This window comes from Salinisphaera sp., assembly GCF_035690525.1.
Lineage (GTDB): Bacteria > Pseudomonadota > Gammaproteobacteria > Nevskiales > Salinisphaeraceae > Salinisphaera.
Genome location: NZ_DASSKM010000086.1, coordinates 1 through 15001 on the forward strand (window position 1 = coordinate 1; position 15001 = coordinate 15001).

Sequence of the window (15001 nt, forward strand, 5' to 3'; positions counted from 1 at the left end):
GTGGCGCCGGCGCAGCCCCGGTATCCGGCCGGCGAAGACGATACCCTTGAGCCCCAGCTTGACCGCCAACGCTTCCCGTTCGCGATACAACCGCCGCCCGATGCGCAGCCCGCGGGCGCCGGGATCGACACAGACCTCGTAGCCGTACAGATAGTCGCCGTCGATATCGTGGGTCGAGCCGTAACCATTGCCCGAAATCTCTGCCCAGCTATGGCGGCGCATCACCTGCGTCTCGGGCAAACAGAGGGTCGCGCAGTAGCCGACCACCTGATTCTCATAGACCGCGACCAACTGGCCTTCCGGGAAGTTGTTGATCTGCCCGCGCAGTTCGTCGAAGGCGTAATCGTCCATCTTCGGATAGGCGCGCTGCACGATCCGGTTGATGGCCGGAATATCGGCCAGGCCGGCCTTGCGGACGATCAAGCGGGAACGGCTGTTCTGGTTGATTTTCTGGGGCGCCATGGCGGGTTCTCCGGGCGAAGCGGGGATCGTCGGGCCAATAATATGGGCTAGCAACCGCGGCTTGAACGTCTGAATCAGCCGGCGCGGGCGGCCTTTTTGCGCTCGTGCTCCTTGAGCCAGCGTTTGCGTACGCGGGTGGAGCCGGGGGTGATTTCGACCAGTTCGTCGTCGTTGATGAATTCCAGCGCCTGCTCCAGCGTCATGCGGATCGGCGGCGTAAGCTGGATGTTCTCGTCCGAGCCGGCCGCGCGCACGTTGGTGAGCTGCTTGGCCTTCTGCACGTTGACGGTGAGGTCGTTGTCGCGTGAGTGGATGCCCACGACCATGCCTTCATAAACCTCGTCGTTGGGCGCGACCATCATCTTGCCGCGGCCCTGCAAATTGAAGATCGCGAACGCCACTGCCTTGCCGGGCGCGTTGGCGATCAGCACGCCGGCGTGGCGTTGGCCGATCTCGGTGCCACCCAGCGCGCCGTAGTGATCGAACACATGGGTGACGATGCCGGTGCCCGACGTCAGGCTCATGAACTCGGTTTGGAACCCGATCAGGCCACGCGAGGGAATGATGAATTCGAGCCGTGTACGACCGCGACCGTCCGGGACCATGTTCCGTAGCTGGCCGCGGCGATGATTGAGATTTTCGATCACCGAGCCCTGGTGATTGTCTTCGATGTCGCAGATCAGTAGCTCGTAGGGTTCGGCGATCTCGCCGTCGATTTCGCGGGTGACGACCTCCGGCCGCGACACGGCCAGTTCATAGCCCTCGCGGCGCATGGTCTCCAGCAGCACCGACAGATGCAACAGACCACGACCCGAAACCTTGAAGCGATCGGCGTCGCCGCCTCGTTCGACCCGCAACGCCACGTTGGATTTCAGCTCGCGCTCGAGACGTTCGCGGATCTGGCGCGAGGTCAGATAAGCGCCTTCCTTGCCGGCCATGGGCGATTTGTTGACTTCGAAGGTCATGCTCATGGTCGGCTCGTCCACGCTCAGGCGGGGCAACGCCTCGGGCCGGGCCGGATCGCACAGCGTGTCCGAAATATCGAGATCGTTCATGCCGGTCAGCGCGACGATATCGCCGGCGCGGGCCTCGTCCACCTCGACGCGGTTCAAACCCAAGAAACCGAACACCCCGGCGACACGGCCCGAGCGCGTGTTGCCTTCACGATCTACGATGGTGACGTTCGAAGCCGGCTTGATCGTGCCGCGCGCGATACGCCCGATGCCGATCTGGCCGACGAAGCTGTTGTAGTCCAGCGTCGTGATCTGCATCTGGAAAGTGCCTTCCAGGTTGACCGGCGGGGCCGGTACGCGTTCGGTGATGGTGCGGAACAAGGGCAGCATGTCGCCTTCGCGCACGGTATCGATCATGCCGGCGTAGCCGCCAAGCGCGGAGGTGTAGACGACCGGAAAATCGAGCTGGTCCTCGCTCGCGCCCAGGCTGTCGAACAGGTCGAAGGTTTCGTTGAGCACCCAGTCGGGCCGGGCGCCGTCGCGATCGATCTTGTTGATCACCACGATCGGCTTCAGGCCGAGCTTGAACGCCTTTTCGGTGACAAAGCGCGTCTGCGGCATCGGGCCGTCGACCGCATCCACGAGCCGCAGCACCGAGTCCACCATCGACAGCACGCGCTCGACTTCGCCGCCGAAGTCCGCGTGGCCGGGCGTGTCGACGATGTTGATGTGATAGACCTCGTTGGAGTCCGGATCGCGCCATTCGATCGCGGTGTTCTTCGACGTGATCGTGATGCCGCGCTCTTTTTCCAGGTCGTTGGTGTCCATGATCCGGTCGGCGACGTCCTCGCGCGCGTCGAAGGTGCCGGACTGGCGCAGCAGACAATCGACCAGCGTCGTCTTGCCGTGGTCGACGTGGGCGATGATCGCGATGTTACGAAGATTATCGATCATGAAAAACGGGCCGGCGCTATGCGAAAACGCGCCATTATCGGGGAATGAGGCCGATACGGCTAGCCGAAAGTCGTAAACGATGAAAGAAATCGCTAAGCTCGCGATCGCTTCATTATGCAGTTATGCAACGATGGTCGTATGAGTGACCCCGATTCCACGCCGCGCGAACGTTATCTGGAGCAGGGAACGCGCGCCTATCTTCGGGCCAACCTGGCCTTGTTCGCGGCTGGTTTCGCGACGTTCTCGTCAATGTACTCGGTGCAGCCGCTGATGCCCGAGTTCTCGCGTGAATTCGACGTGTCGGCGCCCGTGAGCAGTCTGTCGCTGTCGGTGACCACCGGCGTGCTCGCCTTCACCCTGTTTTTCGCCGGGCTCATGTCCGGCGCGATCGAGCGCAAGACGGCGATGACCGCCTCGCTGCTGGGCACGGCCGCGCTGTCGCTGGTCGTCGCGATGGCGCCGGGCTGGAATACGCTGCTGGCGGCCCGGGCGTTGGAAGGCGTGGCGCTGGGCGGCGTGCCGGCGCTCGCGATCGCGTATTTGTCCGAAGAGATCAAGCCGGGTGACCTCGGCACGGCTACCGGGCTTTATATCGGCGGCACCGCCTGCGGCGGCATGGGCGGGCGCGTGATCGCCGGTCTGCTGGCCGAAGCCTTCGGCTGGCGCGTGGCGATCGCCGTGCTCGGCCTGATCGGCTTCGTCGCGGCCGCGGTGTTTATCTGGCTGTTGCCGCGTTCACGCAATTTCATCGCCCAGCGCGGCTTGAGCATCCGCGAGCACGCCGGGCCGGTGGTCTCGCATCTGCGCCACCGCGCGCTGCCGTGGGTGTTTTGCTGCGGTTTTCTGTTCATGGGCGCGTTCGTATCGGTCTACAACTATGTCGGCTATCGTTTGTCGGCGCCGCCCTTCTCGCTGGGCCAGGGCGCCATCGGCTCGGTGTTCATCGTCTATATGCTCGGTGTCGTGACATCGGCGGTGGCCGGCAGGATCGCGGACCGGCGCGGCCGTCCCCCGATGTTGATCATCGCAATCGTGTTGATGGCCTCGGGGCTGGCCTTGATGTGGCCAGATTCGCTGATCGCGATCATCGCCGGCATCGGCTTGGTCACGGTGGGCTTCTTTGCCGGCCATTCGATTGCCAGCGGCTGGGTCGGCCTGTTGGCGGAACACGGCAAGGGGCATGCCGCGGGGTTGTACCTGCTCGGCTATTACCTCGGTTCCAGCGTGCTCGGTTCGCTGGGTGGTCTGTTTTGGAGCGGTTATGGCTGGGCGGGTGTGACCGCCATGGTCGCGGCCATTCTGGCGCTCGGTCTCATGACGACGCTGCGGCTGACGGCGTGGCACCGGCGCGCCGCGATCGCGGGTGGCGAATCTATCTAGAGCCCGAAGATCGTCCGGTAGAGAAGAAAGGCGTTCAGCCCGATGATCGCCACCGCCACCGTCCAGACGATGAGCGTGGTCGCGCGGCGATTGACGAGGCTGCCCATCAACTCGCGGTTCGAGCAGAACATCAGCAGGGGAATCAACGCAAAGGGGATGCCGAACGACAGCACAACCTGGCTCATCACCAGCGCCGTCGTCGGGTCCACGCCGAGCGCGATGATCGCCAGGGCCGGCGCCATGGTGATCAGCCGGCGCAGATACAACGGTATCTTGCGATCGAGATAGCCCTGCATCACGATCTGACCGCTCATGGTGCCGACCGAGGAACTGGAAAAACCGCTGGCCAGCAGGCCAACACCGAACAGGACGGCGGCCACGGTCCCCGCGTGATCGTGCAGGCGGTCGTAGGCGCCTTCAAGCGTGGAGATGGGAGCACCGCCGCCATGAAACAATCCGGCCGCCATCACCAGCATGGCGCCGTTGACCAGCCCGGCCACGCCCATCGCGATCAGAATATCCACGAACTCGAAGCGAAAGATACGCCGGCGCTCGGCCTCGCTGCGTCCGACCACGCGGCGTTGCATGAGCGCGGAGTGCAGATAGATCACATGCGGCATGACCGTGGCGCCGAGAATACCGGTCGCCAGAAGTAGGCTGCCGGTCCCGGAAAGCGTCGGCACGAACAGACCGGTGAGCAGCTCGGTGCCGTCCGGCCGGGCGATCCAGACTTCGTAGGCGAACGAGACGACCACTACGCCCACCAGCGCCGTGATGCCGGCCTCGAGCGGGCGAAAGCCACGGCGTTGCAACTCGAGCAGCGCGAACGAGAACACGCCGGTGATCAAGGCGGCGGGAAACAGGGCAATGCCAAATAGCAGATGCAGCCCGAGCGCGCCGCCGATGAACTCGGCCAGATCGGTGGCGATGGCGATGAACTCGGCCTGTAGCCAAAGCCCCAGCGTGACCGGCCGGGCGAAGCGTTCACGCGAAATCTCCGGCACGTTGCGCCCGGTCGCGATGCCGAGCTTGGCCGACATCGATTGGATGAGCACGGCCATGATGTTGGAGATCAGCACGACCCAGAGCAAAGTGTAGCCGTAGCTCGAGCCGGCTTGGATATTGGTCGCGAAATTGCCGGGATCGATATAAGCCACGGCCGCGATGAAGGCCGGGCCGATAAAAGGAAGGAAACGCTTGAGACCACGTCGGCGGCCGTCCAGCGCCGCCTGGGCGGCACGTACCGTGGCGCCTTCGCCCGGAAGAAGATCGTCGTTGAGGTCGGTCGTGCTCATGCGGAGTTCCGGAGGCGCCGTCGACGGCGGCCGCCTCGATGTGACAGGTCGTAGTTGTACGACCCGCTTCTAATAAAATTAGCCTTAGCTTAAATCTACTGCCCGTGGTAATTCGGTGCAAGCCTGCCGCGCGGCGCCGTGTGAAACGGCAACGGGCCGTCGTGTCTTGCCAGATCGGCACAATCGGTATAATCGCCGGATGACCGCCGAATCCCCGCCCGCGCTTCCCACGGTTCTGGCCGGGCCGATCCTGCGACGCGTCGAGCCGAACCGGATTGGGCTGTGGCTCGTCACCAGCGCGCCCATACCCCTTATGCTGGCGCTGTATCGTGATGACGACGGCCAGGACAACGACCAGGCTGCAGCGCCCGACGATCGCATCGATCTCCACGCGCACGACCGTGTGGTGGCGGTCGGCCGGCGCGCGTATGTGCATCTGATCGATGTCGATCTCGAAGCGGCGGGCGTCGTGCCGCTACCCGGCGATGCCGTTATCGGCTATGACCTATGGCTCGGCGAGCGCCAGGCCAGTCTCGTCGAACACGAGCCGGCTTTGTGCTACGAGGGCGAGGCCCGGCCCCGGTTTGTGCTGCGACAGCGCCTTACACATATCCTGCACGGTTCGTGTCGTCGCCCGCACCACGATTCGGCCGACGGTCTGGCCCGGGCCGATCGCTGGCTGGCCGGACGGCGCGCGAATCCCGACGACTGGCCCGGCCAGTTGCTGCTGACCGGTGATCAAATCTACGCCGATGACGTCGCCGGCCCGCTGCTGGCCGCGATCCATGCTACGAGCGAGCGGCTCGGGCTGTGGCCGGAAACGCTGGAAGGCGCGACCGTCGCCGACAGCGACGCGCTGTATGCGAGCCCGCACACATACTACGAGCGCGACAAACTGCTGCCCAAGGGGCACCCGAACGCGGCGCTGCGCGATCGTTTTTTCGGCGGTACGCGCAAGCCGGTGTTTACATCGGCGTGTTCCGGCAACCATCTGATCACCTTCGCCGAAGTACTGGCGATGTACCTGCTGACGTGGTCCGATGCGCTCTGGCGCGAGCTTGCGGTCACGCCGCCCCGGCTCGCCGACGCCGCCGCCGCGCGCTATCGCGAGGAGCAGGCGATCATCGATGCCTTCGTGGCCGAACTGCCGGCCGCGCGCCGCGTGCTGGCCCATGTGCCGACGTCGATGATCTTCGACGATCACGACATCACCGACGACTGGAATCTCAGCGCCGAGTGGGAGGATTCGGCCTACGGCCATCCGTTCTCGCGCCGCATCATCGGCAACGCGCTGATCGCGTATACCTTGTGCCAGGGTTGGTCGAACACGCCGGATGTGTTCGCCGAGCGCCTGGCGGAACCGTTGCAATGGTTTTCCGAGAATTCGTGCGCCGCGCACCAGGACCAACTGATCGACGCGTTGCTCGGCTTCGACCGCTGGCACTACACGCTCGATACCGAACCGCGGATCGTGGTGCTCGACACGCGTATGCATCGCTGGCGGCGCCTGCGCAAGACCGGCAAGCCGTCGGGGCTGATGGACTGGGAATCGCTAACCGAGATGCAAAGCGAGCTGATCGGGCGTTCGGCCGCGGTGATCGTCTCCCCCGCGCCGATCTTCGGCGTCAAGCTGGTCGAGAACATGCAGCGCGTGTTCACCTGGTTCGGCAAGCCGTTGATGGTCGATGCCGAGAATTGGATGGCGCATCGCGGCGCCGCGGTGGCCATGCTCCAGATTCTGAGCCATCGCAAGACACCGGAGAACTTCACCATTCTGTCGGGCGACGTGCATTATTCGTTCGTCTACGACGTGACTCTGCGGCATGTGCGCACGCGCCAGAAGATCTGGCAGATCGTGTCCTCCGGCGTAAAAAACGAATTCCCGGCCCGCTTGCTGCGCTGGTTCGATCGGCTCAATCGCTGGCTCTACTCGCCCTGGTCGCCGTTGAACTGGTTCACCAAACGCCGGCGGCTACGGGTCTCGCCACGTCATCCGCAGACCGTGGGTTCCCATCGTCGGCTGGTCAACGAAGCCGGTATGGGGTATGTAGGCTTTAACGACCGAGGCCAGCCGGTCACGATCATTCAACTCGGTGCCAACGATCAGGACACACGCTTTAGCGAAACCGGAGATCTGGAAACCTGAGCGCCGGCCAGCGTGAGCACACCGTACTTGCGAACCACAACAACGACCAGAAGAGGGCGTTATGTTTGAACGAACCATCGCGACCGGCCGCCGCGCGGCCATCGTCTGCTGTGCGAGCCTGCTGCTCATCGCCACCGCCCAAGCGGCCGGGCTGACCAGCGCGGACACCGACGAGAACGGCAAGATCAGCCGCGCCGAGGCCAATGCCGCCCAGGACAAGGCGTTCAAGCGCCTGGACACCAATGCCGACGACCAGGTCGATGCCCAGGAGTTCGATAGTGGCCAGCCGGGCCTGCCGGCGGATGCCGACATCCAGGACAAGGAGCGCCGCCACCGGGTGATCAGCAGTTGGTTCAAGCACATAGACGCGGACGCTAATGGCAAGATCTCGCGTAGCGAATATCGCGAGGCGCTGACGCCTTACTTCGACCGCCTGGACACCGACGGCGACGACGCGCTCTCGGCCGACGAACTCAAGAAGGCCTTCGGCGGCGTGAAAAAGGGCGGCGCCCAGAAATAAGCTAGAAATAAGCCGCCGCCGTCGTTTGCTTGGATATCCTCTAGGCTACGGCGTCGAACCGGGCGCGCAGTTCGTCGGCGGCTTCGCGCAGCGCCTGCCCGGCGCGTTCCACGCCGCCGGCAAAGTTCGCAAAACCGTGGAGCAGGCCGGGCTCGCGGCGAGAGACCGCGTCCACGCCGGCGGTCTTGAGCGCGGCCGCGTAGGCTTCGCCTTCGTCACGCAGAGGATCGAAACCGGCGGTGACCACAATCGCCGGAGCGACGCCGGCGAGATCGCCGCGTAGCGGAGAGACCATCGGATCGCGCTTGTCGTAACCGTCGGGCAGATAATGACGCTCGAACCAGTCCATCGAGGCTTTTTCGAGAAAGAATCCGGTCGCGAAGCGGTCCTTGGACGGCTTGTCCTCGGCGAAATCGACGGTTGGATAAAGCAATAGCTGGGCACAGGGCGCGGTCGGGTCGTCGCGCGTCTGCTGGGCGACCACCGCGGCCAGATTGCCGCCCGCGCTGTCACCGGCCACGGCGAGCCGCCGTGGGTCCAGGCCCAGCTTGTCGGCACGGGAGACGATATCGCGGAAGGCGGCGACGGCATCCAGTGCGGCGGCCGGCGCGGGGTGTTCGGGAGCGCGACGATAGTCGATCGCGATCACGGTGGCCGCGGCGCGATCGGCCAGGGCGCGACACAAGCCGTCGTGCGAATCGAGATCGCCCAGCACAAAGCCGCCGCCGTGATAGAACACGATGGCCGCGCCATCGGCTGCATGCTCCGGCTGATACCGGCGCGCGGCAAGCGAGCCTTTTGCGCCGGCCAACACGAACTCGCTGGTATCGATCGCGCCGTTCGCTCTGGGCGCGAGCGCGCTCGACTGGGCCAGCATCTGCTTGCGCTGGGCGTCCACCTCGCCTTCGCCCAGCTTGACGCCGCGCGTACGCATGATCTTGAGCAGCAGCTGGCACTGTACGTCGAGCGTCTGTCCGTCACGAACGATCGGCTTGCCGGCCATGATGCGCAGCAGGGCCGCCGGCAGCCCGAGCATACCGCGCGCCGCGCCGGATTCGAAAGAAGCGCTGAGATTGGCCATGGAGCCCTTTCATTTCATTATGAAGCCGCCTGGCCAATCTAGCACGCGCGTTCAGCCTCGAAAGCCGTAGTCCTGGATGAGCCAGTTAAGGAAACGCCGGTATCTTTGAGTGCGGCCATCACGTATGGCCGTGCCAGCCGGGCGGTTCAGTTTGCGGCGTCGTCCCAACCATAGCGATCGAGATCGATGCGTCCGCTGATAAAGACGATGCCTTCCTCGCTCAGGCGCCGCCGCTGGGCCAGGCCGGATGTACTGTCGGCCGGTAACGAGATACGGCCCTGGGCGTTGATCACGCGATGCCAAGGCAGTCCGGACGGGCACCGATGCAGGGCATAGCCGATCCGGCGCGCGCCGCGCGGCCGGCCGACGAGCCGTGCAATCTGGCCGTAGGTCGCCACGTGTCCGGGCGGGATTCGGCGCACGACCTCGAAAATGCGTTCATCGGTCAACGGCGGCGTCATGGCGCGATCATGCCAGAATCGGACATCGGCCGGCTGAGGCCGACGTTTTCAGAGCATGAAACGTCTCTAAATTTCCACCTGTAGCCCGAATTCGATGACGCGCTCGGGCGGTATGTGATAGTAGGACGTCGGCTGGATGGCGTTGCGCGACATGAAGGCGAACAGCTTCTCGCGCCATAGCATCATGCCCGGCACCTCGTCGGTCGGGATGACGGTCGCGCGCCCGATATAGTAGGTCGCCTTGTCGGTGTCGAAGTCCAGCCCGAAGCGCTCGCACAGGCGAACCGCCACCGGCACGTTCGGGTTTTGCATGAAGCCGTAGCGGGCGAACACGCGGTAGACGCCTTCGCCCAGATCGTCGATCTCGAGCCGGTCGTCGGCCGGCAGACGCGGCACGTCCTCGGTGCGCACGGTCAGCAGCAGCACGCGCTCGTGCAGAACCTGATTGTGTTCGAGGTGATGCAGCAGCATGGGCGGGGTGCCGGCGTCGCTACCGGTGAGAAAGATCGCCGTCCCCTTGACGCGTACAGTGTCGTCGGTAGCCAGATCTTCGATGAACTCGTCGAGCGGCACCGGCTCGTCCTCGACCAGGCGCTCGCGCAGCAGTTCACGGCCGCGCCGCCACGTCGACATGAGCAGGAATACGATGACCGCCGTGGCCACCGGGAACCAACCGCCGTGCGGAATTTTGAGTAGATTGGCGCCGAATAGCGGCAGGTCGATCGCAAGAAAACCCAGGGTGAGCGGCAAGGCCACCCACAGCGGCCACTTCCAACGCTCGCGCATGATGAAGAACGCCAGACAGGTGGTGATGACCATCGCGAACGAAATGCCCACGCCGTAGGCCCAGGCGAGGTTGGTCGAGTTGCGAAAGCCGAGCACCAGCCCGATGGTCGCGATCATGAGCAGCCAGTTCAGCGTCGGCATATAGATCTGGCCGTATTCCTCGGACGAGGTCTGAAATAGGCGCATCGGCGGCATCTGATTAAGCTGCACAGCCTGGCGCGTGAGCGAGAACGCACCCGAAATCACGGCTTGAGAGGCGATCACGGCGGCCGCCGTGGCAAGCACAACGAGCGGGTAGAGCGCCCAGTCCGGCGCCAGCTCATAGAAGGGCTGGTTGGCCGAGGCGCCTTGCGCATGAATGAGCATCGCGCCCTGGCCATAGTAGTTGAGCAACAGCGCCGGCAGCACCAGACCGAACCAGGCGACCTGGATCGGGCGCCGGCCGAAGTGGCCCATGTCGGCATACAAGGCTTCGCCGCCGGTCACGACCAGAAACACCGCGCCCAGCACGATGAAGCCGGTCCACTGGTTGCGAACGAAGAAGTCCACGGCGTGCCACGGGTTGATCGCGACGAGCACGCCCGGCTCGTGCACGATGCCGTAGACGCCAAGCGCGGCGAGCGTGACGAACCAGGTGATCATGACCGGGCCGAAAAATTTGCCGACGGCTTCCGTGCCGCGGCTCTGAATGACGAACAACGCGATCAGGATCACGATCGTGATGGGGACCACGTAGGGCTTGAAGATCGATGTCGCCACGTTCAGCCCTTCCACGGCGCTGGTGACCGAGATGGCCGGCGTGAGCATGAAGCTGCCGTAGAGCAGGGCGCTGCCGAACACGCCCAGCTTGAGCAAGAGCTTGGAATGGCGCCCGGCGTCGCGGCGCCAGGGGTTAAGCAGGGCGACCAGCGCCAGCATGCCGCCTTCGCCGTTGTTGTTCGCGCGCGTCACGAACAGCATGTACTTGGTCGAAACCACCAGAATCAGCGCCCAGAAGATCAGCGACAGAATGCCGATCACGTTGGTGTTGCTGGGTTCGAGATGGCTCGCCCCCTTGAAGCATTCACGCAGCGCATACAACGGGCTGGTGCCGATATCGCCGTAACATACGCCGAGCGCGCCGACCGCGAGGCCCGCCAGGCGGCCGGGGCCGACCGGGGGCTCTTCCTTTTCCTCGCTGTTGGCGTGTTCCTCGGGCGACTGCGCCTGAGCGATCTGCTCCTGCTCGCCTTTTTGAGATGCGTTTTCCCTATTCTGCTTGTCTTCGGCAGACGGTTGTCCGGCGTCCTCCTCGTGCTTGTCGTCCTTATCGGACGTATCGTGGGTCATGCAGCAAAATCCTCGGCAAGTTCGGCCGCCCGCGGCCCCGCGGGCGCGGCGTAAAGTCTTGGGAGGATACTATCGAACGTGCGCCACGAATAAGAAAGGTGACGCATGTCGGCCGCGGTTGATCTATCGGGCGTGATACGTCAAACGGCCAGCAGCGTAGGCTGTCGAACAGGTCCCCGGTCAGACAGGCCGAATGCAGGCACACCGGCACCGGACGGCCCAGCGCCGGCTGTCGCCGGTGACAACCGTGGCGTGCTCGCGCATGCCGTCGGCTTCACGAAAGACCACGAATCGGGCGCTCGGCGCGGCCTTGAGCGGGACGTTCGCCTCGCTCACCCGGCGCAGCAGTGACGGCGCGGCGATGGGCGAACACATCCGCCGCCGCGACCGACAACAGATCACCGCGCTCGAGTCGCCGCTGAATCACCGGCGCCAGACTCTCGTCGGGCTCGGCCATGACGGCGCCTTCGCGAAGTTGGTCGGTGTGTAACCCCGACTTTATAGGCGAAGCATCGCCGCCACCTCAACCCGCCGTCCCGCTGATCCGCGAAGAATCTTAACTTGGTGCCATTCGGCTTGAACCCTGTTTTTCCGTATCTATTTTCCGTGCCTATTTTTCGTAAAAAGGCCGCGGCTCGACCCGGGACGGCGGACGCATTCAGTTCGCTTGCAGCGGTCGGAACTCGCCCTGAGTCTGCGTCATTAGGCTGACGACATAGATCGCAAACCAGGAGATGATGAAACCCGGAATGATTTCATAGACACCCGGACCGCCGAGAAAACTGCTATCCCAGCCTAACGATACCCAGATAATCACGGTGGCCGCACCGGCGATCAGCCCCGCGACCGCGCCGCTGCCGGACATCCTCGACCAGACTAGCGACAGGATGATCATCGGGCCGAAGGCCGCGCCGAATCCGGCCCAGGCGTGGCTGACCAGTCCGAGTACCGAAGAGCCAGGATTGCGCGCAATGAACGCCGCAATAAGGCCCACCACCACAACGCTGATTCGGCCGACGTTCACACACTCGCGCTCGCTGGCCTCCTTGTGCAGAAACAATCGATAGAAATCTTCGGTCAGCGATGACGAAGACACCAGTAGCTGGCTGGAAATCGTACTCATCACGGCAGCCAGCAGAGCGGCATACAAGAAGCCGGTGATAAACGGATTGAACAACAATTTCGCCAGGATGATGAAAATGGTCTCCGGATCGGTGATATCCAGGCCGTTACGTATCGCATAGGCACGGCCTAGAATGCCCACGCCGATGGCGCCGGCGAGCGAGATGAACATCCAGGACATGCCGATATTTCGGGCGGCCGGCACGTCCTTTACGCTACGCACCGCCATGAAACGCACAATGATATGCGGCTGGCCGAAATAGCCGAGCCCCCAGGTGACCGCGGACAACCAGCCGATAATGCTCAGGCCGTGAATCATATTCAAATAGCCGGCCGGCTCGCTGATCTCGGACAGCGTCTCCGAGCTCTGGGAAATACCGCCGCCGCCGTAGCCGTAGAGCACCACCAGCGGCATGATGATCAGGGCCAGCATCATGATGCAGCCTTGTACGAAATCGGTGAGACTGACCGCGAGGAAGCCGCCGATCGAGGTATAGATCAGCACGATGATGAGCGTCAGCCAGATGCCCGTCTGGTACTCGCTGAGCCCGCCGAAGTTGAAAAGACCTTGAAAAGCGGTTTCAAACAGCTTGCCACCCGCGACCAGGCCGGAGGCTGTATACACCACGAAAAATACCACGATGATAACCGCGGATACCGTCCTGAGCGCCAGCGCCCGGCTCGGAAAACGACTGGAAAGAAACGCGGGAATAGTCAGTGCGTTATCGTAACGCTCGGTCTGCTCGCGCAGGCGCGGAGCCACGATAATCCAGTTGACCAGGGCGCCACACCATAGGCCGATACCGATCCACGAGGCCGACAAACCAGTGACGAAAAGCGCCCCGGGAAGACCCAGGAGCAGCCAGCCGCTCATATCGGAAGCCCCTGCCGAAAGCGCTGCGACTGCAGGACTTAAACCACGCCCACCGAGCAGATAACCCTCCGACGATGACGTCGCTTTGCGCCAAGCGTAGATGCCGATACCGAGCATCAACAGAAAATAAACGGCCAGACTGACCCATACGCCAACGGCCATGATGCCCCCTTGTGTGGTTTGTATAATGCGCCTAATTCGGGATTTTTATGTTTTCTATTTAAATGAGCTATTGGCAGATGGTTGTACTCAGGGCGGCCGCATAGATAAGTAATCGGGAGAGTTAGGAGTTGCGGGGGCAGTATTCACTCACTTGAGTGCCATGCCCCGCGGCTTGCCGTGAGGTTTTCATTGGCCTCTGCCAAGCCGCGCGATTCGGCAGATATGGCTCTTGGACGCGCTTAATCTGTGACGAGCCACACTTATCCGCGGCTCCAGCTTGAAGCAAACCCGCGCAGCTGCCTTTTACAGGTCACTCCCATTGGAGTCGAACGGCTCGGCGAGTAGCGCATCGAGCCAGTGGCCGGCGCGCTCCGCCTTGGTCGTCAGATAACGCCGGTTGTGCGGTGTCAGGCGCCCGTAGACACCGCTACGCCCCACGACTTCGATCGGTTCGCGGTTCATCGCCTCGATCTTGGCCGGGTTGTTGGTCAGCAGATCGATGCGATCGACCCCGATCTGGGCCAGCATTTCGCGTGCCACGGCGTAGTCGCGCTCGTCCTTGCTGAAGCCCAGTACGTGATCGGCGTCGACGGTGTCCAGACCGTCGTCCTGCATCTGGTAGGCGCGCAGCTTGTTCGTCAGGCCAATCCCGCGCCCTTCCTGGGCGAGGTAGAGCAGCACGCCGCCGCCACGCGCGTGGATGGCGGCGACGCTCGCCTTGAGTTGGGGGCCGCAATCGCAGCGCAGGCTGCCGAACAGGTCCCCGGTCAGACAGGCCGAATGCAGGCGCACCGGCACCGGGTCGGCCCAACGCCGGCTGTCGCCGATGACAATCGCGACGTGCTCGCGCATGCCGTCGGCTTCACGAAAGACCACGAATCGGGCGTTCGGCGCGGCCTCGAGCGGGACGTCCGCCTCGCTCACCCGGCGCAGCAGCGACGGCGCGGCGCGGCGATGGGCGAACACATCCGCCGCCGTGACCGACAGCAGATCACCGCGCTCGAGCCGTCGCTGAATCACCGGCGCCAGACTCTCGTCGGGCTCGGCCAAAATCGCGGCCGGCAGCAGCAAAGCCCGCCGCATCAACGCGATCGCGGCATGGCCGGCGTCGTGCACCGTGTATGTGGCGCGCGCCTCGGGCCAGCGCGCATCGGGTTCGGCCGCCCATCGGATCAGATCGTCGCGGGAATCGGACGCGGCCAGTTCGATGGCGGCGACCGCGGGCGGCCGCTCCCGGCCCAGATGGGCCAGCCGGTGCTCCGTGACCACAAGCTGCGGCGCGCCCCGGGCGCCTTTTTGCAATTCGTCGAGCAGCGCGGCGGTCGTACCTTCGAGCGACGCCACCAAATACCGGCGGTGCGGCGTATCGACCACTACGGGCAGGCCGCGGCGTAGATCGAGGATGGCGCGCTCGACGTGTTGCATGAAGCGGTCCTGTATCGATTCCGGGTGCTGGGCGATCATGCAACCTTGTCA

General features: G+C 63.9%; 12 protein-coding genes and 1 pseudogene. 4 read left to right on the forward strand and 9 right to left on the reverse strand.

Annotated features, from left to right (window positions below; translation table 11 throughout):
• Both VFJ08_RS06430 and typA read right to left on the reverse strand, forming a co-directional pair.
• Positions 1-462 (reverse strand): GNAT family N-acetyltransferase (locus tag VFJ08_RS06430; RefSeq protein ID WP_324996353.1); only part of this gene is annotated, 462 nt, incomplete at its 3' end.
• A gap of 74 nt (positions 463-536) precedes the next feature.
• A complete protein-coding gene (typA, locus tag VFJ08_RS06435) occupies positions 537-2369 on the reverse strand; it encodes a translational GTPase TypA (protein ID WP_324996355.1) in 1833 nt (610 codons plus the stop codon).
• 138 nt (positions 2370-2507) lie between these two features.
• On the opposite strand from typA, the gene VFJ08_RS06440 reads away from it, so the two are divergent.
• Positions 2508-3749 carry an MFS transporter gene (locus VFJ08_RS06440; RefSeq protein ID WP_324996357.1) on the forward strand — a complete coding sequence of 414 codons (1242 nt, stop codon included), beginning with the start codon at positions 2508-2510 and terminating at the stop codon, positions 3747-3749.
• Here the strand turns inward: VFJ08_RS06440 and VFJ08_RS06445 are convergent.
• Complete coding sequence (locus VFJ08_RS06445) at positions 3746-5044, reverse strand: Nramp family divalent metal transporter (protein ID WP_324996359.1); 1299 nt, start codon at positions 5042-5044, stop codon at positions 3746-3748. The two genes, VFJ08_RS06440 and VFJ08_RS06445, sit on opposite strands and share 4 nt — an antisense overlap.
• Positions 5045-5243: 199 nt before the next feature.
• Between VFJ08_RS06445 and VFJ08_RS06450 the strand changes: the two genes are divergently transcribed.
• Both VFJ08_RS06450 and VFJ08_RS06455 read left to right on the forward strand, forming a co-directional pair.
• A complete protein-coding gene (locus tag VFJ08_RS06450; RefSeq protein ID WP_324996361.1) occupies positions 5244-7190 on the forward strand; it encodes an alkaline phosphatase family protein in 1947 nt (648 codons plus the stop codon).
• Positions 7191-7251: 61 nt separating this feature from the next.
• Positions 7252-7710, forward strand: a complete 459-nt coding sequence (locus tag VFJ08_RS06455) for a hypothetical protein (RefSeq protein WP_324996363.1) — start codon at positions 7252-7254, stop codon at positions 7708-7710.
• Between the two features lie 40 nt (positions 7711-7750).
• Here the strand turns inward: VFJ08_RS06455 and VFJ08_RS06460 are convergent, their stop codons facing one another.
• The 4 genes and pseudogenes from VFJ08_RS06460 to VFJ08_RS15740 all read right to left on the reverse strand — a co-directional run.
• Positions 7751-8791 carry an alpha/beta hydrolase gene (locus VFJ08_RS06460; RefSeq protein ID WP_324996365.1) on the reverse strand — a complete coding sequence of 347 codons (1041 nt, stop codon included), beginning with the start codon at positions 8789-8791 and terminating at the stop codon, positions 7751-7753.
• A 146-nt stretch (positions 8792-8937) separates the two neighbouring features.
• Positions 8938-9252: an MGMT family protein gene (locus VFJ08_RS06465; protein ID WP_324996367.1), complete on the reverse strand. Its 315-nt coding sequence runs from the start codon at positions 9250-9252 to the stop codon at positions 8938-8940.
• A gap of 66 nt (positions 9253-9318) precedes the next feature.
• Positions 9319-11367, reverse strand: a complete 2049-nt coding sequence (locus VFJ08_RS06470; protein WP_324996369.1) for a potassium transporter Kup — start codon at positions 11365-11367, stop codon at positions 9319-9321.
• A gap of 151 nt (positions 11368-11518) precedes the next feature.
• Positions 11519-11712: pseudogene (locus VFJ08_RS15740) on the reverse strand (GTP cyclohydrolase); the annotation flags it as partial.
• A 16-nt stretch (positions 11713-11728) separates the two neighbouring features.
• On the opposite strand from VFJ08_RS15740, the gene VFJ08_RS15745 reads away from it, so the two are divergent.
• Positions 11729-11857: a hypothetical protein gene (locus tag VFJ08_RS15745; RefSeq protein WP_349256962.1), complete on the forward strand. Its 129-nt coding sequence runs from the start codon at positions 11729-11731 to the stop codon at positions 11855-11857.
• A 168-nt stretch (positions 11858-12025) separates the two neighbouring features.
• Here the strand turns inward: VFJ08_RS15745 and putP are convergent, their stop codons facing one another.
• On the reverse strand, positions 12026-13525 hold the full coding sequence (gene putP, locus VFJ08_RS06480) for a sodium/proline symporter PutP (RefSeq protein ID WP_324996373.1): 1500 nt from the start codon (positions 13523-13525) through the stop codon (positions 12026-12028).
• 303 nt (positions 13526-13828) lie between these two features.
• The gene (gene ribA, locus VFJ08_RS06485; protein ID WP_324996375.1) at positions 13829-14989 is read right to left on the reverse strand and encodes a GTP cyclohydrolase II RibA; all 1161 of its coding nucleotides are present in this window, start codon (positions 14987-14989) and stop codon (positions 13829-13831) included.
• Positions 14990-15001: the final 12 nt, after the last annotated feature.

Excerpts from the sequence above, each read along its gene's own strand:
- VFJ08_RS06455 (WP_324996363.1), top strand. The coding sequence starts at position 7,252 with ATGTTTGAACGAACCATCGCGACCGGCCGCCGCGCGGCCATCGTCTGC.
- VFJ08_RS06445 (WP_324996359.1), bottom strand. The coding sequence starts at position 5,044 with ATGAGCACGACCGACCTCAACGACGATCTTCTTCCGGGCGAAGGCGCC.
- ribA (WP_324996375.1), bottom strand. The coding sequence starts at position 14,989 with ATGATCGCCCAGCACCCGGAATCGATACAGGACCGCTTCATGCAACAC.
- VFJ08_RS15745 (WP_349256962.1), top strand. The coding sequence starts at position 11,729 with ATGGGCGAACACATCCGCCGCCGCGACCGACAACAGATCACCGCGCTC.
- putP (WP_324996373.1), bottom strand. The coding sequence starts at position 13,525 with ATGGCCGTTGGCGTATGGGTCAGTCTGGCCGTTTATTTTCTGTTGATG.
- VFJ08_RS06440 (WP_324996357.1), top strand. The coding sequence starts at position 2,508 with ATGAGTGACCCCGATTCCACGCCGCGCGAACGTTATCTGGAGCAGGGA.
- typA (WP_324996355.1), bottom strand. The coding sequence starts at position 2,369 with ATGATCGATAATCTTCGTAACATCGCGATCATCGCCCACGTCGACCAC.
- VFJ08_RS06450 (WP_324996361.1), top strand. The coding sequence starts at position 5,244 with ATGACCGCCGAATCCCCGCCCGCGCTTCCCACGGTTCTGGCCGGGCCG.
- VFJ08_RS06470 (WP_324996369.1), bottom strand. The coding sequence starts at position 11,367 with ATGACCCACGATACGTCCGATAAGGACGACAAGCACGAGGAGGACGCC.
- VFJ08_RS06460 (WP_324996365.1), bottom strand. The coding sequence starts at position 8,791 with ATGGCCAATCTCAGCGCTTCTTTCGAATCCGGCGCGGCGCGCGGTATG.
- VFJ08_RS06465 (WP_324996367.1), bottom strand. The coding sequence starts at position 9,252 with ATGACGCCGCCGTTGACCGATGAACGCATTTTCGAGGTCGTGCGCCGA.